23 protein-coding genes and 1 other RNA gene are annotated in these 22,866 nt (G+C 62.6%); 13 read left to right on the forward strand and 11 right to left on the reverse strand.

From position 1 onward, the window contains the following. Positions 1-5 precede the first annotated feature (5 nt). The gene (locus OS035_RS08140; protein WP_097628390.1) at positions 6-1,007 is read right to left on the reverse strand and encodes a 2-hydroxyacid dehydrogenase; all 1,002 of its coding nucleotides are present in this window, start codon (positions 1,005-1,007) and stop codon (positions 6-8) included. 184 nt (positions 1,008-1,191) lie between these two features. Here OS035_RS08140 and OS035_RS08145 point away from each other — a divergent pair, with 184 nt between their 5' ends. After that, positions 1,192-1,731 (forward strand): SH3 domain-containing protein, encoded by a 540-nt coding sequence (locus OS035_RS08145; RefSeq protein WP_097628391.1) that lies wholly within the window; start codon positions 1,192-1,194, stop codon positions 1,729-1,731. On the opposite strand, the gene OS035_RS08150 is transcribed toward OS035_RS08145, so the two are convergent. Then, complete coding sequence (locus OS035_RS08150) at positions 1,724-2,716, reverse strand: adenosine kinase (RefSeq protein WP_097628392.1); 993 nt, start codon at positions 2,714-2,716, stop codon at positions 1,724-1,726. The genes OS035_RS08145 and OS035_RS08150 overlap by 8 nt on opposite strands. 475 nt (positions 2,717-3,191) lie before the next feature. Here OS035_RS08150 and OS035_RS08155 point away from each other — a divergent pair, with 475 nt between their 5' ends. After that, positions 3,192-4,139, forward strand: coding sequence for an AEC family transporter (locus tag OS035_RS08155; protein ID WP_097628393.1), 948 nt, complete (start codon positions 3,192-3,194; stop codon positions 4,137-4,139). A 72-nt stretch (positions 4,140-4,211) separates the two neighbouring features. Here the strand turns inward: OS035_RS08155 and OS035_RS08160 are convergent, their stop codons facing one another. Beyond that, positions 4,212-4,778: a c-type cytochrome gene (locus tag OS035_RS08160; protein WP_064835704.1), complete on the reverse strand. Its 567-nt coding sequence runs from the start codon at positions 4,776-4,778 to the stop codon at positions 4,212-4,214. 153 nt (positions 4,779-4,931) lie between these two features. Here OS035_RS08160 and OS035_RS08165 point away from each other — a divergent pair, with 153 nt between their 5' ends. Then, positions 4,932-5,687, forward strand: coding sequence for a 3-deoxy-manno-octulosonate cytidylyltransferase (locus OS035_RS08165; RefSeq protein WP_097628394.1), 756 nt, complete (start codon positions 4,932-4,934; stop codon positions 5,685-5,687). Between the two features lie 123 nt (positions 5,688-5,810). Beyond that, positions 5,811-6,665, forward strand: a complete 855-nt coding sequence (locus OS035_RS08170; protein ID WP_003589326.1) for a prephenate dehydratase — start codon at positions 5,811-5,813, stop codon at positions 6,663-6,665. Positions 6,666-6,741: 76 nt separating this feature from the next. On the opposite strand, the gene OS035_RS08175 is transcribed toward OS035_RS08170, so the two are convergent. From OS035_RS08175 to OS035_RS08195, 5 genes are all read right to left on the reverse strand, one after another. Beyond that, complete coding sequence (locus OS035_RS08175) at positions 6,742-7,110, reverse strand: VOC family protein (protein ID WP_003589327.1); 369 nt, start codon at positions 7,108-7,110, stop codon at positions 6,742-6,744. A gap of 124 nt (positions 7,111-7,234) precedes the next feature. Next, positions 7,235-7,495, reverse strand: a complete 261-nt coding sequence (locus OS035_RS08180; protein ID WP_097628395.1) for a hypothetical protein — start codon at positions 7,493-7,495, stop codon at positions 7,235-7,237. 72 nt (positions 7,496-7,567) lie between these two features. Next, positions 7,568-8,260, reverse strand: coding sequence for a helix-turn-helix transcriptional regulator (locus tag OS035_RS08185; RefSeq protein WP_097628396.1), 693 nt, complete (start codon positions 8,258-8,260; stop codon positions 7,568-7,570). A gap of 4 nt (positions 8,261-8,264) precedes the next feature. Next, on the reverse strand, positions 8,265-9,224 hold the full coding sequence (gene nudC, locus OS035_RS08190) for an NAD(+) diphosphatase (RefSeq protein WP_097628397.1): 960 nt from the start codon (positions 9,222-9,224) through the stop codon (positions 8,265-8,267). After that, complete coding sequence (locus tag OS035_RS08195) at positions 9,221-9,631, reverse strand: HIT domain-containing protein (RefSeq protein ID WP_097628398.1); 411 nt, start codon at positions 9,629-9,631, stop codon at positions 9,221-9,223. Before OS035_RS08195 ends, nudC begins: the two co-directional genes overlap by 4 nt. Positions 9,632-9,720: 89 nt before the next feature. Between OS035_RS08195 and ffs the strand changes: the two genes are divergently transcribed. The 3 genes from ffs (at position 9,721) to OS035_RS08210 (ending at position 12,084) form a co-directional block, all read left to right on the forward strand. Next, positions 9,721-9,817: signal recognition particle sRNA small type (ffs, locus tag OS035_RS08200), an RNA gene on the forward strand. Between the two features lie 45 nt (positions 9,818-9,862). Beyond that, positions 9,863-11,740: a DNA polymerase III subunit gamma/tau gene (locus OS035_RS08205; RefSeq protein WP_097628399.1), complete on the forward strand. Its 1,878-nt coding sequence runs from the start codon at positions 9,863-9,865 to the stop codon at positions 11,738-11,740. Between the two features lie 20 nt (positions 11,741-11,760). Beyond that, positions 11,761-12,084, forward strand: a complete 324-nt coding sequence (locus OS035_RS08210) for a YbaB/EbfC family nucleoid-associated protein (RefSeq protein ID WP_003571208.1) — start codon at positions 11,761-11,763, stop codon at positions 12,082-12,084. A gap of 84 nt (positions 12,085-12,168) precedes the next feature. Here OS035_RS08210 and OS035_RS08215 read toward each other — a convergent pair whose 3' ends face one another. After that, positions 12,169-12,786: an MOSC domain-containing protein gene (locus OS035_RS08215; RefSeq protein WP_179867162.1), complete on the reverse strand. Its 618-nt coding sequence runs from the start codon at positions 12,784-12,786 to the stop codon at positions 12,169-12,171. A 57-nt stretch (positions 12,787-12,843) separates the two neighbouring features. Between OS035_RS08215 and recR the strand changes: the two genes are divergently transcribed. Continuing rightward, complete coding sequence (recR, locus tag OS035_RS08220) at positions 12,844-13,449, forward strand: recombination mediator RecR (RefSeq protein ID WP_012559493.1); 606 nt, start codon at positions 12,844-12,846, stop codon at positions 13,447-13,449. After that, positions 13,446-14,699 (forward strand): lytic murein transglycosylase, encoded by a 1,254-nt coding sequence (locus tag OS035_RS08225; RefSeq protein ID WP_183781740.1) that lies wholly within the window; start codon positions 13,446-13,448, stop codon positions 14,697-14,699. The genes recR and OS035_RS08225 overlap by 4 nt, the downstream gene beginning before the upstream one ends. Positions 14,700-14,703: 4 nt before the next feature. On the opposite strand, the gene OS035_RS08230 is transcribed toward OS035_RS08225, so the two are convergent. Then, positions 14,704-15,159, reverse strand: coding sequence for a GNAT family N-acetyltransferase (locus OS035_RS08230; protein ID WP_097628402.1), 456 nt, complete (start codon positions 15,157-15,159; stop codon positions 14,704-14,706). Between the two features lie 8 nt (positions 15,160-15,167). After that, on the reverse strand, positions 15,168-16,799 hold the full coding sequence (locus tag OS035_RS08235; RefSeq protein ID WP_097628403.1) for an MFS transporter: 1,632 nt from the start codon (positions 16,797-16,799) through the stop codon (positions 15,168-15,170). Positions 16,800-17,042: 243 nt separating this feature from the next. On the opposite strand from OS035_RS08235, the gene rimP reads away from it, so the two are divergent. The 4 genes from rimP (at position 17,043) to infB (ending at position 22,848) form a co-directional block, all read left to right on the forward strand. Continuing rightward, entirely contained in the window at positions 17,043-17,648 is a 606-nt protein-coding gene (gene rimP / locus OS035_RS08240) for a ribosome maturation factor RimP (protein WP_097628404.1), read from the forward strand. A gap of 59 nt (positions 17,649-17,707) precedes the next feature. Then, positions 17,708-19,309, forward strand: a complete 1,602-nt coding sequence (gene nusA / locus OS035_RS08245; protein ID WP_097628405.1) for a transcription termination factor NusA — start codon at positions 17,708-17,710, stop codon at positions 19,307-19,309. Next, positions 19,306-20,001 (forward strand): RNA-binding protein, encoded by a 696-nt coding sequence (locus tag OS035_RS08250; protein WP_179867163.1) that lies wholly within the window; start codon positions 19,306-19,308, stop codon positions 19,999-20,001. Before nusA ends, OS035_RS08250 begins: the two co-directional genes overlap by 4 nt. 102 nt (positions 20,002-20,103) lie before the next feature. Next, the gene (infB, locus tag OS035_RS08255) at positions 20,104-22,848 is read left to right on the forward strand and encodes a translation initiation factor IF-2 (RefSeq protein WP_097628406.1); all 2,745 of its coding nucleotides are present in this window, start codon (positions 20,104-20,106) and stop codon (positions 22,846-22,848) included. Positions 22,849-22,866: the final 18 nt, after the last annotated feature.

Consider the following 22,866-nt stretch of genomic DNA (forward strand, 5'->3'; position numbering starts at 1 on the left):
CGGCTTCAGCGGCCGGGCAGCACCCGGTTCGGCGGCCTGTGACCGTCGATGAAGGTGCGGATATTGATGATGACCTTGTCGCCCATGTCGATGCGGCCCTCGATCGTCGCCGAACTCATATGCGGCAGCAGCACGACCTTGCCCTCATTGGCGAGCTTGACGAGCTTCGGATTGACGGCGGGCTCGTTTTCGAAGACGTCGAGGCCGGCGCCGGCGATCCGACCCTCCCTCAACGACTTGATCAGCGCAGCTTCATCGACGACGTCGCCGCGCGCGGTGTTGACAAGATAGGCCGTCGGCTGCAGCAGCGCCAGCCGGCGCGCCGAGATCAGGTGGAAGGTTGCCGGAGTCGACGGGCAATTGACCGACACGATGTCGACGCGGGCGAGCATCTGGTCGAGACTTTCCCAATAGGTCGCTTCCAACTCGTCCTCGACGGCCGGATTGACGCGCTTGCGGTTGTGGTAGTGGATCGACAGGCCGAACGCCTTGGCGCGGCGGGCGACCGCCGTGCCGATGCGGCCCATGCCGACGATGCCGATGCGCTTGCCGTGAATGCGCCGGCCGAGCATCCAGGTCGGAGACCAGCCGGCCCATTCGCCGGGCTTGTCGGTGAGCACACGCGCGCCTTCGCCGAGCCGCCTCGGAACCGCGAGAATGAGCGCCATCGTCATATCGGCGGTATCCTCGGTCAGGACGTTCGGCGTGTTGGTGACGGTGATGCCCTTACGCGCCGCCGCCTCGACGTCGATATGGTCGGTGCCGTTGGAGAAGCTTGCAATCAGCTTCATCTGCGGCCCCGCCTGATCGATCAGCGCCGCATCGATGCGATCGGTGACGGTCGGCACCAGCACGTCGGCGGACTTGACCGCGGCGACGAGTTCGGGAACCGAACGCGGCGCGTCGTCGATGTTCAGCTCGGCGTCGAAGAGCTCGCGCATGCGGGTTTCGACGGCATCGGGCAGCTTGCGGGTGATGTAGACCTTCGGTTTTTTCTTCGCTGTCATGGCTGGCTGTGGTGCCTTGTTCAGAGGTCTTTAACCAAGAGGGGTGATAATTTTCCCATCCGGGCATTTTCTACCAGACCCGCGCGCGAAGACAAACAAAACTCGCGGTGCAGCTGGGGAATGTCAGAGCCCGGACCGCGAGCAGGCCGGGCCTGCCCGCGAATTCGAGCAAACGGAAACTTCCATGCGCAGCAAAGTCCTGAAGTCCTGCCTTGCCCTTGCCATCGCTCTGGCCGCATCCATGGGAACCGTCGAATTGGCCCATGCGCAGGCCGCCAAGGGGCCAAGCGGGCTGCCATTGCCGCGTTTCGTCACCCTGAAATCCAAGCGCGTCAACCTGCGCATCGGCCCGGGAACGGATTATGCCGTTTCGTGGATGTATCTGAAATCCGGATTGCCGGTGGAGATCATTCAGGAATACGACAACTGGCGCCGCATCCGCGATGCCGACGGCACCGAAGGCTGGGTCAACCAGTCGCTGCTGTCAGGCCAGCGCGCGGCGATCGCCGCCCCGTGGATGAAGACGAAGGCCAAGGGCGTCTTCGTCAATCTGCGCCGCGAGGCGCAGCCCTCCGCGTCGATCGTCGCCAGGCTGGAACCCGGCGTGATGCTGACGATCGGCGAATGCAACGGCGACTGGTGCCGCGCCGAAATCGACGGCGCCTCCGGCTGGGTGGCGCAGTCGGAAATCTGGGGCGCTTATCCCGGCGAAGCCTTCAAATAAGCCCAGCCTGCTTGGCGGCATCGGACAGCGAGGTCATTGGGCGCGGGCCGATCTGCTGGATAACGATGCCGGCTGCGAGGCAGCCGAGCTTGCCGCAATCCTCCAGAGAGCGTCCCTGCGTATAGCCATAGAGAAAGCCGGAGGCGAAGAGATCGCCGGCGCCCGTCGTATCGACGACTTCCCTGATCCTGATCGCATCGACGTAATAACGCTCGCGGCCCTTCAGGATGACGGCGCCATCCTCGCTCATGGTCACGGCGGCGATCTTGCAATCGGCAGCGATCCTGTTCAGCGCCTCTTCGAAATCGTCGGTTTCATAAAGCGACAGCGCTTCCTGGCGATTGGCGAAGACGATATCGATCTTGCCGGAGCGCATCAGATCGAGGAACTCACCACGATAGCGGCCGACGCAGAAGCTGTCGGACAGCGTCATCGACACTTCCCGGCCGTTTTCATGGGCGATGCGGGCGCAATCGAGGATCGCTTCCTTGGCGCGCGGCGGATCCCAGAGATAACCTTCGAAATAGGTGACCTTGGCGTCGGCCACGACATCGGCCTCGACGTCCTCCGGCCCGAGCTCGACGCAGGCGCCGAGATAGGTGTTCATCGAACGTTCGCCGTCCTCGGTGACGAAGATCATCGAGCGTGCCGTCGGCGGGAACGTGCCCTTGGGCTTCGTCTGGTAGTGGACGCCCTGGGCGCGGATGTCGTGGGTGAAGATGTCGCCCAGCTGATCGGCGGCGACATTGCCGAAATAGGCGGCCTTGCCGCCGAGGTTGGCAACGCCCGCAGCCGTATTGCCGGCGCTGCCGCCGGAGGCTTCGAGCGCCGGCCCCATGCGCGAATACAACAGTTCGGCCCGTTCCGCATCGATGAGGTTCATCGCCGCCTTGGTGATCTGGTTGTCAATGAGGAACTGGTCGTCGCAACGGGCAATGATATCCACGATCGCGTTGCCGACTGTCAGAACATCGAATCTTGTCATGAAATGGGGAGTCCCGGATTTGTGATAGCCGGGGTTCGGTCTTAGCGAAATTTCCACGGTTTGGAAGGATAAATGGTGGATGGCGCATCTATTTCTTCGCAAAACTGCCGCTTGTTCGTCATGCCCCTGTCATTTTCGAAATCTAGACATAGTCGCGAGAAGACCGGCATGAGCAGCTTTCAGTTGCAGTCGGACGCACGAGGGATGAAACCCTCGATCTTACCGGCGCGATGCTGACCACGGATGAAATGGCAGCTTCGCGATCGCTCCGGCAAGGCCGGAGCGGAAAAGCGGGCTGTGCCCGCTTTTTTTGTTTCTCGGATGCTGCAGGATCGGCGGCGATTGGTTTTTCAATCCAAGCCGTTTGCTGCTGCAGCATTGTCAAGTGCTGCATAATTTATCCTAAAATCGATTCCGATTTACGGAATTATGCGGTAGAGGTGCGACACTCCCCCCGCGCAAAGCAGCCTCCCCCATGTCAGCCATCATCCTCGACGTTCTTCCTATCTTCATCCTGATCCTCATCGGCTGGGTGATCGTCCGCAGCGGCTTGATGGCATCGAATGTCGGCGAAGCGCTCAGCGAATTCGTATTCAAGATCGCCGTGCCGCTCTTACTCTTCCGCACCATTGCCGAGGCGGATTTTCACGGTGCCTCGCCTTTCCGGCTGTGGATCGTCTATTTCTCCGGCGTTGCCATTACCTGGGCGACCGGCCATATCGCCGCCACGCGCCTCTTCGGCCGCGACGAGCGGATCGGCGTGCTGGCCGGCGTTTCCTCGGCTTTCGCCAATAATATCTTCATCGGCCTGCCGCTGGTCGAGCGCACCGTCGGCGACGAAGGGCTGGTGGCGCTGTCAATCCTGCTCGCCGTGCATCTGCCGGTGATGATGGTCGCCGGCACGGTGCTGATGGAGCATGCCGAGCGCAAGATCGCCGGCAAGAGCGATCGCAGCATGGTGCTGGTGCTTCGCCAGATCGCCGTTAATCTTGTGCGCAACCCGTTGGTGATCGGGCTTGCGGCCGGCATGGCGATGCATCTTTCCGGCCTCAGCATGCCGGTAACGCTCGCCACTGTCGTCAAGCAGATCGCCGGCATTGCCGGCCCGGCAGCGCTGATCTCGCTCGGCATGGCGCTGGAGAAATACGGCATTTCCGGCAATCTCGGCATAGCAAGCGTCACATCGAGCTTGAAGCTGCTGCTGCTGCCCGGCTGCGTGTGGGCGGCGAGCCATCTCCTCGGCCTCAGCCCGGAATGGACGGCGGCGATCGTGCTGACGTCCTCGGTGCCTACAGGCGTCAACGCTTGGCTGATCGCCAACCGATTCGGTGTCGGCCATAGTATTGCTGCCTCGACGATCACCGTGACGACAGCGCTCGGCGCCATCACGGTTTCGCTCTGGGCCTATTTCCTGGGCGCCTGAACACTCTCCGCACAACAAAAAGCCCGGCGTCGCGGGCCGGGCTCTCTGCGAGGTGCGCTTGTTGCGTCCGCGTTACTGCGTCGCGGTGTTCGGGTCCGGCAGCGGTACCGGCGAATCGGCCAGCGTGTGCAGGTAGAGAATGACATTGGCGCGGTCCTGATCCTTCGCCAGACCGGCAAAGCCCATGGCCGTGCCCGGAACGTCCTTCTTCGGCGCCAGCAGGAACTTGTTGAGGAATTCGAAGGTCCACTTCTCGCTGCTGCCCTTGGAGAAATCCTTCATCGCAGCGGAATAGGCGAAGCCCTCATGCGAGGCGATCGGGCGATCTACGACACCAAAGAGGTTGGGACCGACCTTGTTCGGTCCCCCTTTGGTGCCGTCATGACAGGCCTGACACTTCTTGAAGACCGTTTCACCGGCCTTGGCATCGGCAGAAGCGAGCAATTGCGCGATCGGAACGGCAGCAGCGGCAGGCGCAGCTTCGCCACCAGCGGCGGGCGCCTCTTCGGCAACGATCGCGAAACCTTCCTTTTCCGGTGCTTCGGAATGGAAGATCCCTTCGGACGCGATAGAGACCGACATCAGAACGAAAATCGTTCCGAGCAGTGCCCCCACGGCCGTATTGACGTATGAATTCATCTGCAATGCTCCCCTTGCAGCCGGCAGACCATAACCGGACCATCTTGAAATCGCGCGGAACCTATGTCTTTTGGCTGATCGTTGCAACTGTCTAAATGGTCTTGTGCGTGAGACTTTTTGACACTTTTCAGCCCGGAATAGAAGGCCCGACCAATGAGTGATTCAAATTTAGACGGTGTGCTCGTACTGATCCCGGCGCGGATGGCTTCCACACGGCTTCCGGGCAAGCCGCTCGCCGATATTTGCGGGCTGCCGATGATCGTCCAAGTGGCGATGCGCGCCCAAGAGGCAGCCATCGGCCGCGTCGTCGTCGCTGTCGACGACATCAGGGTGTTCGATGCGGTTTCTGCCGCCGGCTTCGAAGTCGTCATGACCAGCAGCGATCATCAATCGGGTTCCGATAGGATCTTTGAGGCGCTGCAGAAGGTCGATCCTGCCGGCAGGGCAAAATTCATCGTCAACGTCCAGGGCGATCTGCCGACGATCGATCCGGAAACCGTGCGCGCGGCTTTGCGCCCTCTGGAGAACGAGGCGGTCGATATCGGCACGCTAACGACCGAAATCGATAATGAAGAGGACAAAACCGCGCCGCACATCGTCAAGGTCGTCGGCTCGCCCGTTTCCGACACCCGACTGCGCGGGCTCTATTTCACGCGCGCGACCGCACCTTACGGCAAGGGTCCGCTCTACCATCATATCGGCCTTTACGCCTATCGGCGCGCGGCGCTGGAACGGTTCGTCTCGCTCGGGCCTTCGACACTCGAAAGGCGCGAAGCGCTGGAGCAGCTGCGGGCGCTGGAGGCCGGCATGCGCATCGACGCCGAGATCGTTGACACGGTTCCGCTCGGTGTCGATACTCCCGCCGACCTCGAAAAAGCGCGGCGCATCCTCTCCGCCAGAACAGGATGATTTTAGGCTCGGTTGGCCTAAAATCTGAATCCTGTTCTCAATTAAAGAGTTAGAGCATGATGTCATCCGAAAACCGCTCACACTTTTCGGCATCATGCTCTAAGTCGAACTGACGGAACCATCATGAACATCAAGACCAACAGGATCGCCTTCCAGGGCGAATTCGGCGCCAATTCCGACATGGCCAGCCGCGACATGTTCCCCACCATGGAGCCGCTGCCCTGCCAGACCTTCGAGGATGCGTTCACGGCGGTCGACAATGGCGACGCCGACATCGGGATGATCCCGATCGAGAACACGATCGCCGGGCGGGTCGCCGATATCCACCATCTGCTGCCGGAATCGCGGCTGCACATCATCGGCGAATATTTCATGCCGATTCGCTTCCAGCTGATGGTGCTGCCGGGTGTGACCAAGGACGAGATCCGCACGGTGCACAGCCATATCCACGCGCTCGGCCAGTGCCGGAAGATCGTCCGCGCCAACGGCTGGAAGCCTATCATCGCCGGCGATACAGCCGGTGCAGCAAAGCTGGTGAAAGAAACCGGCGACCGCTCCATGGCCGCCTTGGCGCCACGCCTTGCCGCCGATCTCTATGGGCTCGAGATCATCGCCGAAAATGTCGAGGATACGGAAAACAACGTCACCCGCTTCGTCGTGCTGTCGCGCGACGAGGAATGGGCGCAACGGAATTCGGCTGATGAAAAGGTTGTCACCACCTTCGTCTTCAACGTCCGCAACATTCCGGCCGCGCTCTATAAAGCGCTCGGCGGGTTCGCCACCAACAACATCAACATGACGAAGCTGGAAAGCTATCAGCTCGGTGGAAGATTCGTGGCAACGCAGTTCTACGCCGATATCGAAGGCCACCCGAACGATCCGAACGTGCGCCGGGCATTGGAAGAATTGCGGTTCTTCTCCGAGAAGGTGCGCATCCTCGGCGTCTACAAGGGGCATGCGATGCGAGGCCTGCTGTAACTCCTCAGTTCCATGCATATGCCCGGAAGCGCTGAAGACTTCCGGGCATATGCATGAGACGCCTCCATATCTGCTATTATTTATCCGGCTCACAGACGCGAAGGCGATGGCCGTCCGGATCGAGCACGACGAAGGTCGGGCCGAAATCCAGTTCGGTCAGTTCCTGGGCGATCGGCAGACCGCGACCGCGCCAGTCCTCGTAATGATTGGCGACGGCGTTTTCCCCCTTGACCATGAAGGCCACTTCGCCGCGGTTGCCGATCGCGGAAGGCTGCGGCTCGACCTTGCTGCGCCGCCAGAGGCCGAGGGTGAAGCCGCCCTCGAGCGGAAAGGCGACAAAATTCGGTGCTTCCACGGCTGGTTCGCGGTTCAGGAGGTTGCGGTAGAAGCTGGCGCTTTCGCCGGGGTCCTTGACGTAGAGGATAATCAGGTTCGGACTGGTCATTTCGGTTCTCCCGTTGATGTGAAATGATAAGGACGATGGACCCGACTGCTGCCAATGGATGGCAGCAGGAAGTGGAGGCGCGCGCCCCGTTCGTCGGGTGGAATATCAATGGTAATGAAGTGGCTTAGAGCGGAAAACGATCCTCGCGGCGCGGGCCGCGCCCATCCAGAAAGCCGAGGTCACGCTTCAAGGAATCCGATGTCGTTTCAAGATCGAGTTTCGAGCGGTTTCCCCCGGGATTGCGGAGAAGGCCGATGACCCGTCCCAGCAAGCCGGAGCGCGCCGATTGGCGGACGTCGGCAAAAGTTTCGGCCGAAATGACATCGGCAAAGGTCTCAGCTGCAAAACGCTCGTTGGCGAAATGGATGGCGGGAGGCATTGCCATGATCAGTACTCCTTCCTGGTGGATTGGTACTGATAATAACGCCCGCTGCTGACAGTTTATGGCAGCAGCGTTTCAGTTCTCAAGCGGCACATCCTGCTCGCGCCATTCTTTCAGAAGAACCGTGCGGCGGCGCGGATAACGCACCTCATGCAGCGTCATGTCGATGATGCGGTCGGTGCGGAAATGGCGGAAGTCCTGGCGCAGTTCGCACCAGGCCATGAGGACCCGCACATGCTCGAAATAGCCGAGTGCGAAAGGCCAGACCCGGCGACGCGAGATCCGGCCCTGTTCGTCGCCGTAATGCAGTTCGAGGATACGCTCAAGGCGGATCGCCCGGCGGATGGCCGAAACGTCAGCCTTGTCCTCGTCCCGGCGCTTAGGGCCGACGAAGAGGGCGGCCGAATCGATCATGTCCCGCATGTCCGCCGGCAGCACCGCGGCAATCTTGGCTAGCGCATCGGCGCCGGCGCCGGCCAGGCGCGGCTCGGCGGCGCGGGCGACCCAGCGCGAACCGAGGACCAGCGCCTCCAGCTCCTCTTCGGAAAACATCATCGGCGGCAGCATGAAGCCGGGCTTCAGCACGTAGCCGATGCCGGCTTCGCCTTCGATCATCGCCCCCTGGGCCTGGAGGCTGGCAATATCGCGATAGAGCGTACGCAGGCTGACGCCGGTCTCCTCGGCAAGCACCGTGCCGGTCACCGGCCGCCGGTAACGCCGAAGCGTCTGAAGCAGCGTCAGCAGCCGTTCCGAGCGCGCGACCGGCATGGTGTTACCGCTTCCACTCCACCCAGTCGCGCATCAGGCGGTGGGCGATCGCCCCTTTCGGCGGCGAGGCCTTGCCAGTCGCGCTCGGGCGTTCCAGCATCTCGATCGTTTCCTCGCGGGTGAACCAGCGGCAATCCTCGAGTTCCGTCTCGTCGCGGGTGATTTCGGTGGATTTGGCCTCGGCGTAGCAGCCGATCATCAGCGAGTGCGGCATCGGCCAGGGCTGCGAGGCGTGGTAGCGGATGCGGCCGGTGCGGATGCCCGACTCCTCCAGCGTTTCGCGCCGCACGGCGTTTTCGATGGTCTCGCCGGGTTCGAGGAAGCCGGCAAGGCAGGAATACATGCCAGGCGCAAAATGCGGGCTGCGGCCGAGCAAGCAGAGGTCGCGGCTCTCGTCGACCGTCAGCATGATGACGACCGGGTCGGTGCGCGGGAAGATCATGTGTTCGCAGGCAGCGCAGACACGCTTGTAGCCGCCGATGTGGATCTCCATCGCCGAGCCACAGCGGCCGCAGAAGCGGTTGTCGCCATTCCAGCGGATCAGGCTCGCGGCCTGGGCGAATTCGCCGAGTAGCACCTCGTCGATCAGCATTTCGCGAAACAAAGTGCGGCCGTCGGCAGGCTTGTAATGGCTGGCGAGGTCGTCGACGTCGATGCCGACGGGGACGGCAAGCCGCGGCTCGCCCGATTTGCGGTAGCCGAGAAGCACGGTCTCGTCCCAATCCGGCTGCAATTCCTGCAGCTCGTAGCGGGCAAAGAGCGGATCGAGCACCTGACCGTCATGCTTCAGCACCAGCCTGTCTCTGGCGAAGGCGAAGATATGCGTGCCGTCCCTTGCCAGCGCCTTTTCGACGGAGTGTTCGTCGCGATGCTCGGAATCGCGATTGAGGTCGTTGGCGGCAAAAGCCGTGAGATTGCTGGGTTCGGGATGCGGCACATCCGAATCGAAAAGCGAATGACTCATGATGAAAGGGCTTCCCGCAGCTTCGCTATGAATTCGTCTCTCTTTCCGTCCTCGTAGGGCTCCGCGCGCCCGAATCCCCAAACGGGACCCGGCCAATTGGCATCGCCTTCGAAGCGGGCAATGACATGAACATGAAGCTGGCGGACGATATTGCCAAGAGCCCCGATATTGATTTTTGTTGCGCCGGTGATCTCTTTCAGGGCTTTGGCGACAAGCTCCGTCTCGAAGGCAAGCAGCACCTGGTCGAGCGGCGTCAGCTCGAAGATTTCGGTGATTTCAGCCCGGCGCGGCACGAGAATGAGCCAGGGCCAGCGGGCATCCCTCGACAATCTGAGATCACAGAGGCCGGTGACCATGACGCTGGTGCTGTCGTTTTCCAGCCGGGGGTCGAGCACGAAACCGTTCAAAGGGCATTCCTCCCATGTTTTCCAACGACTAGCAGTTTTTTCGCATGTTGGCTTGCTTTTGATGACGATATTGCCGATATGTGCATCCGGGAGGTTGGTGGTGGACGAGCCACTCGCCAACCGGGTCAGGTCCGGAAGGAAGCAGCCCTAACGAGCCCGGCACGGGTCATCGTGCCAGCCTCCCACCTTCTCTCCACGAAGTGCCCAACGATCCGGGCGACAAGCAGGGCGATGAGCGACACCGAGCGACAATCAAAAGATGCCGCCTCGACGGGCACCGGATACCGGGTGCTGGCTCGCAAATACCGCCCCAAGGATTTCACGGACCTGATGGTCGGCCAGGAGCCGATGGTCCGCACCCTGACCAACGCCTTCGAAACCGGCCGCATTGCCCAGGCCTACATGCTGACCGGCGTGCGCGGCGTCGGCAAAACGACGACGGCGCGCATCCTGGCGCGGGCGCTGAATTACAAGACATCCGATGTCGACAAGCCGACGATCGACCTTCGCACGCCCGGCGAACACTGCCAGGCGATCATGGAAGGCCGGCATGTCGACGTGATCGAGATGGACGCCGCCTCCCATACCGGCATCGACGATATAAGAGAGATCATCGAGCAGGTGCGCTACCGGCCAGTTTCGGCGCGCTACAAGGTCTATATCATCGACGAAGTGCACATGCTGTCGACGCAGGCCTTCAACGGCTTGTTGAAGACGCTGGAAGAGCCGCCGGAGCATGTGAAGTTCATCTTCGCCACCACGGAAATCCGCAAGGTGCCGATCACCGTGCTGTCGCGCTGCCAGCGTTTCGACCTGCGCCGCATCAGCGCGTCGGATCTCGTCGGGTTGTTTTCGACAATCGCCGCCAAGGAAGGCATCGAGGCCGAACCGGACGCGCTGGCGATGATCGCACGTGCCGCCGAAGGCTCGGCGCGCGACGGGCTGTCGCTGCTCGACCAAGCGATCGCCCATGGCGCGGGTGCGGTGCAGGCGGAAGCCGTGCGCGGAATGCTCGGCCTTGCCGACCGCGCCCGGATCGTCGACCTCTTCCAGCATGTCGTCAAGGGCGACGTCGCCGCAGCCCTCGGTGAATTCCAGAGCCAGTACGAGGCCGGCGCCAATCCGGTGGTGGTGCTGACCGATCTTGCCGATTTCACCCATCTGGTGACGCGGCTAAAATATGTGCCGGATGCGGCAAACGACCCCTCGCTCAGCGAGGTCGAGCGTACCAAGGCCGCCGAATTCGCCAAGGGCGTCGCGGTCACGACGCTGTCGCGCATCTGGCAGATGCTGCTGAAAGGCATTCCCGAAACGGAAGGCTCGTCGCGGACGGCGGGTGCGGCCGAAATGGTGCTGATCCGGCTCGCGCATGCGGCGCATCTGCCGGCGCCCGAGGATGCAGCGCGGCGGCTTGCCGAATTTTCCGGCGACAATGCCGGCCCGCGGCCCTCCTCCCCGCCTTCCGGCAACGGCGGCGGCAGCGGCACGCGCGTTCCCTATCAAAGCAGCGTCGCACGCGCGCCGGACATCGCACCTGGCAAGCCGCAGGCGTCCGCGCCGGTGGCGATGCTGCGCGCCGTGCCGAGCAGCCAGCCGGAGACGATGCCTGTCGGGCGGATCGAGACGATACCGGCCGAGACACCGAAGCCGCTCGTTCCGGTCAATTCGGTCAGCGATATCGTCGATCTCGCCGCCGAAAAGCGGGACGTCAAGCTGAAGGCGCTGGTGCGTAACTTCGTGCGGCCCGTCCGCATCGAACCCGGCCGCCTCGATGTGAACTTGACCGAAGGCGCACCCGGCACACTGCTGAACGAGCTTGCCGTCAAGCTGAAGGAATGGACGGGCATCCACTGGATCGTCAGCACCAGCCGCGAAGAAGGCGGGCCGACGATGGTCGAGGCGGAAGCCAAGGCTCAGCAACAGCGCGTCAGCGATGCCCGCCAGGACCCCGATGTCGCGGCCATCCTGACGCAGTTTCCGGGCGCCAAGATCATCGACGTGCGCGTCAGGGCGCCGACCCCCGAGGAAGAAGCGGATGAGGCGACGCCGCCTGCCGCCGCCGAATCGGAAGACGGTGATATCCTGCCCGGCGACGACATAGAATTCTGATTTCAAGAAGGAGCGAGACGATGCGCGACATCATGGGCATGATGGGCAAAGTCAAGGAAATGCAGGCCAAGATGGAGCAGATGCAGGCGGAGATCGCCGAGCTCACGGCCGAAGGCAAGGCGGGCGGCGGCCTCGTTACCGTCATCATCTCCGGCAAGGGCGAGCTGAAGAGCCTGAAGATCGACCCGTCGCTGTTCAAGGAAGACGATGTCGAGATCCTCGAGGACCTGATCGTCGCCGCCCACAAGGACGCCAAGGACAAGGCCGAGGCGCTCGCCGCCGAAAAGACCAAGGCGCTGACCGCCGGCCTGCCGATCCCGCCCGGGTTCAAGCTGCCATTCTGATAGCAGGCAACTTAATTTATTGCATCGCTGCCCGGATGGACGATGCGATCATCGCCCTCGCGATCCGAGGGTGACAAATTGTTCCTAGCGCTGCGCTTCCAGCATTGCCCGCAGCTTGTAATGAATAGGAGCAGCGAGATATCGCGCCCGGTCCGTCTCCGAAAGCCGCCGGCCGAAGGTTTCCATCAGTTCCGGCATCGTCACCTTTTTTCCGGGAAAAGGCTGATATTCCACCGGCGTCCCGGCTTCGGCCACGCCACCCGCGACAACCCGGCAATAGATGCCGGGGCGGGCGGCTGCGGTATAGCGCTTGGCAAATTTCGGATCGTTCATCCTGGCGGCGAAGGTGGCGCAGGGGATGCGGCATGCGCTGACTTCGAGGACGAGATCGCCTGATATGAAGCGATCGCCGACGGAAACGTCGCGATTGTCGAGACCTGAGATCACCATGTTTTCGCCGAAAGTGCCAGCCTCGTATGGCCGGCCAAGCTCGCCGCTCCACCAGTCGAGCGTCAGCGATCCCTCGATATAAACAGCCTGATCGACGCCGCCATGGTGTTTGCGGTTGCAGATGGCATCACCGACCAGCCCCTCGGCATCGATCATCACCGCGCCGTTGACCGCGTGTTTGAAGATGCCGGTCTTGTAGCTCTTGCCGGCCAGCCTTTCCGGATTGCCGATGCACAGCGCCAGGATTTTCATGGGACGGCCGATCCTTCCGCGATTCCGTTTTCGTTGCATATCAGCTAAGAACGGCGCATGGCAAAACGAGTCACCGGCCCCGAAATCGAAAAACTCATCCAGCTTTTGGCGAAGGTGCCGGGCCTCGGGCCGCGCTCGGCGCGCCGGGCGGCACTACATCTGATCAAGAAGAAGGACCAGCTGCTGGGGCCCCTGTCGAATGCGATGGGCGAAGCTTACGACAAGGTGAAGATCTGCTCGCGCTGCGGCAATGTCGATACCGTCGATCCCTGCACCGTCTGCACCGACACGCAGCGCGATCAATCGATCATCATCGTCGTCGAGGACGTCTCCGACCTCTGGGCGCTGGAGCGGGCGGGCGCGATGAACGCCGCCTATCACGTGCTCGGCGGCACGCTTTCGCCGCTCGACGGGATCGGTCCCGACGATCTGAATATTCGCGGCCTGATCGACCGGATCGGCGAAGGCGGCATCCGGGAGCTGATCATCGCGGTCAACGCCACCGTCGAGGGACAGACGACGGCGCATTACATCACCGACCAGCTGCAGGGGCTTAACGTGAAGATCACCCGCCTGGCGCACGGCGTGCCGGTCGGCGGCGAGCTCGACTATCTCGACGAGGGCACTCTTGCCGCAGCACTTCGGGCACGGACGGTAATATGAGACGGTTTCATTTGCCGCGGATATTCGCCCTCGCGATAACAACCGCCCTCCTCCCCCTCTGCGCCCACGCAGCCCCTTCAAAAGCCGATGTCGAGGCGCAGTTCGAGACGTGGGTGCAGAAGGACCTCTGGCCGGAGGCGAAGGCGAACGGGATTTCCGAGAAGAGCTTCAAGGCCGCCTTCTCCGGTATCACCCTGAACTGGAACCTGCCCGATCTCGCGCCGCCCGGTTTCCCTCCGCCGAAGGAGCAGAAGCAGACGCAGGCGGAATTTTCCTCGCCCGGTCCCTATTTCAACGAGGACCATCTGAAGAGGCTTGCCGCAACCGGCCGCGGCTTTGCCGCGCAATATGGCTCGACGCTGAAGCGGATCGAGAAGACCTATGGCGTGCCGGGGCCGATCGTGCTGGCCATCTGGGGCCGGGAGACCGGCTTCGGCGCCGCGAAGATCCCGAATTCGGCGATCGAGGTGCTGGCGACCAAGGCCTTCATGTCGACGCGCAAGGAGATGTTCCGCACCGAGCTGGTGGCGGCGCTGCATATTCTCGACGGCGGTGACGTGACGCCGGCCGGTTTCAAGGGTTCGTGGGCCGGCGCGCTCGGGCAGCCGCAATTCATGCCGACGAGCTACCTGAAATATGCCGTCGATTTCGACGGCGACGGCCATCGCAATATCTGGACCTCAGTGCCGGATACGCTCGCCTCGATCGCCAATTTCCTGGTCAAGAAGGGCTGGCAGCGCGACCACGACTGGGGTTTCGAGGTGTCGATACCGGAGGCGGTCTCCTGTGCGCAGGAAGGGCCGGATCTCTCAAAACCGCTGTCGCACTGGGCCTCGCTCGGCATCGACCGCATCTCCGGCAAGGATTTCCCCTCAAGCGAGATGAAGGCCGAGGGCATGATGCTGGTTCCGGCGGGCCGCGATGGGCCTGAGTTCATCGTCACCCCGAATTTCTACATCATCAAGGAATATAACAATTCCGATCTCTACGCGCTCTATATCGGCAATCTCGCCGACCGGATCGGCTCTAATGCCGGTGCCTTTGAGGGTCGATGGGGCGATGTTGGCAAGATGCTGCGCTCCGATGTCGCCGCCATGCAGAAGGCGCTGGAGCGGCAGGGCTACGATGTCGGGGGCTCCGACGGTCTGCCTGGTTACAAGACCCGGCGTTCGATCGGCCAGTGGCAGGCGAAGAACGGCATGGCACCGACCTGCTTTCCCGAGGCGACGATGAAGAGCAAGCTGAAGTAGTTGTTCAGAGACTGCGCTTCAGCCCTTCGTGGCTCGCCACGAAACCGAGCCTCTCGTAGAAGCGGATCGAATCCGCTCGCGTCTTGTCCGACGTCAGCTGAACCAAGCTGCAGCCGCGCGCGGCGCATTGGCCGACCGCCCATTCGACGAACGCGGAGCCCAGGCCCGAGCCGCGAACATCCCTTGCGACACGCACGCTTTCGATCTGGCCGCGCCACATGCCCGTCCTCGACAGGCCGGGAATGAAGCTCAGCTGCAGGCAGCCGACGACCCGATCGGAAGGATCGATGGCGACGGCCAAGAGCTGATTGGCATCCGACTCGATCGCCGCGAAGGCCGAGAGGTAGCGCGCATCGACGGGATCAGAGGTGATTTCCCTGGCGCTGCCGAGATCGTCGTCGGCCAGAAGCCGGACGATGGCGACGAGATCGGACTGGCGGGCGAGCCTGAATTGATACATGGCTGTCCTCAATGATGCAGGTCGATCGGCGCCTTGTGGAAGACGTCGGTATCCGGTGGAATGGCCTGGCGTTCGATCATGCGGTGGACATGCAACGGACCTTCGCCGCGATGAAGCGCACGAAGCCTGTCGGTGTTTTCGGCATCGGCCTGCGTGCGCCGCTGGTTGTGTCTTATATATTCGACCCAGGTCGGCGTATGGTAGGTTTCCGTCCAGAGCCCGGGATTTTCGAGATCGCGCATCAGCGCCCAGTTGCGGGCGCCGTCGCGGATGCGGATACGGCGGCGCTCGCCCATCAGCTGCATGAATTCGGCAAGGTCGTCATCTCCGATCTCGTAATCGACCTGGATGACGATCGGGCCGCTGCGCGGGGTGATGTCGAGACTGAGAGCCGGCTCGGTGAAGCGATTCAACGGATCGAGATTGAGCGAGGCGAAGGCCGGCATGGAAAAACGCAGGCCGATGACGATGCCGAGCAGCATGACGACCGATGACATCAGCAGCGCATCGGCGACGCCATAGCGATCGGCGGCAACACCCCAGAGCCAGCTGCCGCCGGCGATGCCGCCAAAGGTGACGGTCTGGTAGAGCGACAGGGCGCGACCCACCACCCAGCGCGGCGTCGACAGCTGGACGATGGTGTTGAAGAGCGACAGGGCGGAGACCCAGCAGGCGCCGGAGACGAGCAGCCCGGCCGAGGTGAGCACCGCGCTTGGGCTGAAGGCGGCAATGACGGCGCTCAGCGCGAAGCCTGTAAAGGCCAGGCGGATGATCATCTCGCTCGACAGCATCTGGCGCAGCCGCGCATTCAGCACCGCGCCGCCGATCGCGCCGATGCCGAAGGCGCCGAGCATGAAACCATAGGTCAGCGGGCCGCCGCCGACGAGATCGAGTGCGACAACCGGCAGCAGCGCCAGGATCGAGCTGGCGCCGATGCCGAAGAGCAGGCCCCGGAGGAGAACCTTTTCGAGATTGGGCGACATCGAGACATAACGCAGGCCGGCGAAGATGGCGCTGCCGAGCGCCTCGCGCGGCAGGGTCGAGACCGGCGTGCTCGGGCGCCAGCGCAGCAGGGCATAGATCAAAGCGAGGTAGCTCACGGTGTTCACCGCGAAGGCCGCCGCCGCGCCGGCTGCGGCGACGATGACGCCGCCGATGGCCGGGCCGACGCTGCGGGTAATGTTGAAACCCATGCTGTTCAGCGTGACGGCGCCCGGCAGATCGGCGCGCGGCACCATGTCGCCGACCGAGGCCTGCCAGGATGGGTTGTTGAGCGCGGTGCCGCAGCCGATCAGGAAGGTGAAGAACAGCAGCAGCCAGGGGGTGATCCAGCCGAGAAGGGCCGTGACCGTCAGCAGCGCCGAGACCGTCAGCATCAGGCACTGCGCCGTCAGCATCACCCGGCGGCGATCATAATTGTCGGCGAGCGCACCGGAAATCAGCGAAAACAGCATGATCGGCAGCGCCGTCGAGGTCTGCACCAGCGCGACCATGTCCTCCGAGGCGGTGATCGTCGTCATCATCCAGGCGGCACCGACCGCCTGGATCAGTCCGCCGAAATTCGAGGACAGGCTGGCGAACCAGATGGTGCGGTAGGTATCGTGCCGCAAAGGCGCCAATGTCGACGAAGTGTAGGCCACGATTTCTCCGCTTTTGTTGTTGCGCCCCACGGCAATATATTCGCAAGACCGGCGCTGGCCATAGGTCTCGTCACCCCACCGTAAGCGAATTGGCCGAATCGGTCGCAGACCTTGCAATTTCGGAAAAACCCGACTATATGGCTCTCAAATTCTTGATCGCTTGATGAAGAGTGGGCCGCAAGGACCCGCTCTTTTTTATTAGCGCGATCCCTAAACAGCATGAAATTGCGAGGAGCGCATCGCTTGTCGGACATGACAAACGCAGACAACGAACTTGAGCCGCGGCTGATTACCGAAACCGGGCTTGACCAGCGTCTTGCCGATATCATCGAACCCGTCCTCGTCGGCCTGGGCTTTCGGCTGATCCGCGTCCGTATGATGAACCAGAACGGCGCGACGATGCAGGTCATGGCCGAGCGCAACGACGGGACGATGACGGTCCAGGACTGCGAAGAAATCTCGATGGCGATTTCTCCCGTCCTCGATGTGGAAGATCCGATCGATAAAGAGTATCATCTCGAAGTGTCTTCGCCCGGCATCGACCGTCCGATGGTTCGGAAATCCGATTTCGTCCGCTGGCAGGGCCACCTTGTGAAATGCGAGACGTCGATCCTGATCGACAATCGCAAGCGCTTCCGCGGCAAGATCGTCGAAGCAGGCGTAGATGGTTTCACGCTCGAGCGTGACCAGGTCGCTTACGGGGAAGAGCAAAAGGTCACCATTCCCTTCACGGCGCTTAGCGATGCGAAGCTCATTCTGACCGACGACCTGATCCGCGATGCGTTGCGCGCCGACAAGCTGGCGAAAGCCCAGGCCGCCAACCAGAACGAAGCGGACGACCAGGAATAACCGATCAACAGACCGCTCCAGGGACGGGAACCCCGGGGTTAAGACGGAGAAACAAGACAATGGCAGTCAGTGCGAACCGGCTCGAACTTCTGCAGATCGCAGATGCAGTGGCGCGCGAAAAGGTCATCGACCGCGAGATCGTGCTGGCCGCAATGGCCGACGCCATCCAGAAGGCGGCACGCTCCCGTTACGGCACCGAGTCCAACATCAGGGCCGACATCAATCCGAAGACCGGCGAAATCCGTTTGCAGCGCCTGCTCGAAGTCGTCGACAAGGCCGAGGATTATTCGACGCAGATCCCGCTGGAGCTTGCCCGCGACCGCAACCCGGATGCCGCACTCGGCGATTTCATCGCCGATCCGCTGCCGCCGATGGATTTCGGCCGCATCGCCGCACAATCCGCCAAGCAGGTGATCGTGCAGAAGGTGCGTGAAGCCGAGCGCGACCGCCAGTTCGACGAATTCAAGGATCGCGTCGGCGAAATCGTCAACGGCACGGTCAAGCGCGTCGAATACGGCAACGTCATCGTCGATCTCGGCCGCGGCGAAGGCATCATCCGCCGCGACGAAATGATCCCGCGCGAAAACGTCCGTTATGGCGATCGCGTCCGCGCCTATGTCTACGATGTCCGTCGCGAACAGCGCGGCCCGCAGATCTTCCTGTCGCGCACGCATCCGCAGTTCATGGTGAAGCTGTTCACCATGGAAGTGCCTGAGATCTACGACGGCATCATCCAGGTGAAGTCGGTTGCCCGCGATCCGGGCTCGCGCGCCAAGATCGCCGTGATCTCGAACGACAGTTCGATCGATCCGGTCGGCGCCTGCGTCGGTATGCGCGGTTCGCGCGTTCAGGCCGTCGTCGGCGAGCTTCAGGGCGAGAAGATCGACATCATTCCGTGGAGCCAGGACCCAGCGACCTTCGTCGTCAACGCCCTGCAGCCGGCCGAAGTCGCCAAGGTTGTTCTCGACGAGGATGCCGAGCGCATCGAAGTCGTCGTTCCCGACGAGCAGCTGTCGCTTGCGATCGGCCGCCGCGGCCAGAACGTCCGCCTCGCTTCGCAGCTGACCGGCTGGGACATCGACATCATGACGGAGGCCGAGGAATCGGAACGCCGCCAGAAGGAATTCAACGAGCGCACCAACCTGTTCATGGATTCGCTCGACGTCGACGAAATGGTCGGCCAGGTTCTGGCCTCCGAGGGCTTTGCCGCGGTCGAAGAACTGGCTTATGTCGATCTGGACGAAATCTCCTCGATCGACGGTTTCGACGAAGAGACTGCGCAGGAAATCCAGCAGCGCGCCCGGGAGTTCCTCGAGCGCCTCGAAGCCGAGATGGACGAGAAGCGCAAGGCGCTCGGCGTTCAGGACGAGCTGCGCGAAATCGACGGCATGACCGCCCAGATGATGGTGGCGCTCGGCGAAGACGGCATCAAGACGATCGAGGATTTTGCCGGCTGTGCCGCCGACGATCTCGTCGGCTGGACGGAACGCAAGAACGGCGAAACGAAGAAATTCGAAGGCCTGTTCTCGAAGTTCGACGTCTCGCGCGTCGAAGCCGAGCAGATGATCGTCCAGGCCCGCCTGTCGGCTGGCTGGATTACCGAAGAAGACCTGGCGAAGGGGACCGAAGAAGAGGTCGCCGAAGCCGAACAAGAAGCATGATGACCGCGCATGAGCCGGACGCTCTCCCTGACGAGGACGACGATCTTGCAGGTTATGACGTGAACGGACGCATGTGCATCGTGACGCGCGAAAGCGGATCGCCGGAAGAGCTGATCCGCTTCGTTGCCGCTCCCGATGGAACCGTTGTCGCCGATCTGAAGCGCGAGCTTCCGGGACGCGGATGCTGGGTGAAGATCGACCGGTCGCTGGTCGACAGGGCAGTGGCGAAGAAACTCTTCGCCCGCGCGCTGAAAATGGACGTGAAGGCGGCAGACGATCTCGGCGCAGGCGTCGACCGGCTGCTTGCGGCGCAATTGATGCAGATGATGAACATGGCGCGGAAAGCCGGCCAGTTCGTCAGCGGGTCCTCGAAAGTGGATGCCGCGGTCAGGAGCGGGGCTGCCCTTGCGGTGTTCCATGCGACTGATGCAGCGGATGACGGCGTCCGGAAAATCGACCAGGCCCGCAAGGCCTGGCACCTCGGAATGGAGACCGAGGAGGAGATACCTTCCTTCCGTCTCTTCTCGGAGAGCGAAATGGAAGGCCTGATGGGCCAGAATGCTTTTATCCATGCCGCAGTGCTTGCAGGGCAGGCGGGTGAGGGTGTAGTGAAGCGCGCAAAGATGCTCGAACAGTACCGTATTGGCGGTCAGTCCCGGGCAGCGGGCGGCGCTGGCCGGCAAAAACAATGAGGCGGTCACCGGCATGGGCCGGTCGCATTCTCATTGATCGACAAGTATTGAACGACAGGGTCTGATCTAGTCATCGCTCCCTGTCCGAAGGAACGGGAACGAATGACCGATAGTAACGACGACAAGACAATCAGCGTGACGGGCAAAAAGACGCTTACCCTGAAACCATCGGGGATGAGCCAGGGCACCGTTCGCCAGGATATGGGTCGAGGTCGCACCAAGGCGGTCGTCGTCGAGACCCGCAAGCGGCGCCCGATGCGCCCGGAAGACGAAAAGCCGATCACACCTGTCGCTCCGGTGGCTCCCGTGCGTGCAGCCGAACCGGCGCCCGCGCCGGTGCAGGCACGCCCGCAGCAGCCGACGCCGGCACCGCGGATACAGCAGGGCAACAACAGCCAGACGAACCAGCGTCCGCAGCAGTCCCACCAGGCGCCGCGCCAGAACGACCGTCCGCGGCCGGTGGTGCTTAACCATCTGTCGCCTGAGGAAATGGACGCTCGCCGCCGGGCGCTTGCCGACGCCCAAGCGCGTGACGCCCAGGATGCGATCCGCCGCGCCGAGGAAGAAAAGCGCAGGGCCGCCGAAGAGGTGATCCGCAAGGCAGCCGAAGCCGAAGAAGCTGCCCGCAGGGCCGCCGAAGAAGCTATCCGGCAGGCTGAAGCGCCCGCTCCAGTTGCTGAACCGGCAGCCGCAGTAGCGGCTCCAGCCGACGCCCCGCAGCCACAGCAACCGGCATCCTCGGCACCTGCCGCGCGCCGGCCCGATGCGGCTGGAGCAGCAACTGCTGCCCGTCCGGCAGCGGGTGCTGTCGCCCCCGGCGCCGTTCGCGGCCGCCGCGACGAAAAGGAAGACGACGATCGGGGTGCCGCGCGAGGCGGCCCGGTTCGTGGCCGCGTCGTTCGTCCGGAACCGGCAAAGCCGGTCACGACACGTCCGAAGACGGATGAAGAGCGCCGTCGCGGCAAGCTGACGATCTCCACTGCCAACGTCGACGGCGAGGATAATGCCCGCGGCCGTTCGCTCTCGGCCATGCGCCGCCGGCAGGAGAAATTCCGTCGCGGCCAGATGCAGGAAACCCGCGAGAAGATCTCCCGCGAGGTGGTTCTGCCAGAGACGATTACCATTCAGGAACTGTCGCAGCGTATGTCCGAACGCGCCGTCGACGTCATCAAGTACCTGATGAAGGAAGGCCAGATGATGAAGCCGGGCGACGTCATCGACGCCGACCTTGCCGAACTCATCGCCAGCGAATTCGGCCATACGGTCCGACGCGTGTCGGAATCCGACGTCGAACTCGGCATCTTCAACGTCTCCGACGAGGATGGCGAACTGGTTTCGCGCCCGCCCGTCGTCACCATCATGGGCCATGTCGACCACGGCAAGACCTCGCTGCTCGACGCCATCCGCCATGCCAACGTGGTCTCCGGCGAAGCCGGCGGCATCACGCAGCATATCGGCGCCTATCAGGTGGAGCAGAGCGGTCAGAAGATCACCTTCATCGACACTCCCGGCCACGCCGCCTTTACGGCCATGCGTGCTCGCGGCGCCCAGGCGACGGACATCGCGATCCTGGTCGTTGCAGCCGACGACAGCGTCATGCCGCAGACGATCGAATCGATCAACCACGCCAAGGCGGCCGGTGTTCCGATCATCGTTGCGATCAACAAGGTCGACAAGCACGAGGCCGATCCGCAGAAGGTCCGCAACCAGTTGCTGCAGCACGAAGTCTTCGTGGAATCTATGGGCGGTGAAGTGCTCGACGTCGAAGTTTCGGCCAAAACCGGCAAGAACCTCGACAAGCTGCTTGAGGCGATCTTGCTGCAGGCGGAAATTCTCGATCTCAAGGCCAACCCGAACCGGACTGCCGAAGGCACCGTCATCGAAGCCCAGCTCGATCGTGGCCGCGGTTCGGTCGCGACCGTGCTCGTCCAGAAGGGCACGCTGCGTCCGGGCCAGATCATCGTCGCCGGCGACGTCTGGGGCCGCGTGCGCGCCCTCGTCACCGACAAGGGTGACCATGTGAAGGAAGCGGGTCCCGCGACTCCGGTCGAGGTTCTCGGTCTTTCCGGCACGCCGCAGGCGGGCGACAAGTTCGCCGTCGTCGAAAGCGAAAGCCGCGCCCGCGAGATCTCCGAATATCGTCAGCGTCTGGCCCGCGACAAGGCTGCTGCCCGCCAGTCGGGACAGCGCGGTTCGCTGGAACAGATGATGATGCAGCGCCAAAGCGCCGGCATCAAGGAGTTCCCGCTGGTTATCAAGGGTGACGTGCAGGGCTCGATCGAAGCGATTGCCGGCGCACTGGAAAAGCTCGGCACCGATGAGGTCCGCGCCCGCATCGTCCATTCGGGCGCCGGCGGCATCACCGAGTCGGATATCTCGCTCGCCGAAGCGTCGAACGCGGCCATCATTGGCTTCAACGTTCGCGCCAATACGCAGGCACGCCAGTTCGCCGAGCGCGAAGGCATCGAAATCCGCTACTACAACATCATCTACGACCTGGTGGATGACGTGAAGGCAGCGATGTCGGGCCTGCTCTCTCCGGAACGGCGCGAAACCTTCATCGGCAATGCCGAAATCCTCGAGGTGTTCAACATCACCAAGGTCGGTAAGGTCGCAGGCTGCCGTGTTGTCGAAGGCAAGGTCGAACGCGGTGCGGGCGTCCGCCTCATCCGCAACGACGTCGTCGTTCACGAAGGCAAGCTCAAGACCCTCAAGCGCTTCAAGGACGAAGTCTCCGAAGTACCGATGGGCCAGGAATGCGGCATGGCCTTCGAAAATTACGAGGATATGCGCGCCGGCGACGTCATCGAGTGCTTCCGCGTCGAACATATCACGCGCACGCTCTAAACCGCCGCGCTTTAGGCG

Source organism: Rhizobium sp. 268 (assembly GCF_036571585.1).
Lineage (GTDB): Bacteria > Pseudomonadota > Alphaproteobacteria > Rhizobiales > Rhizobiaceae > Rhizobium > Rhizobium redzepovicii.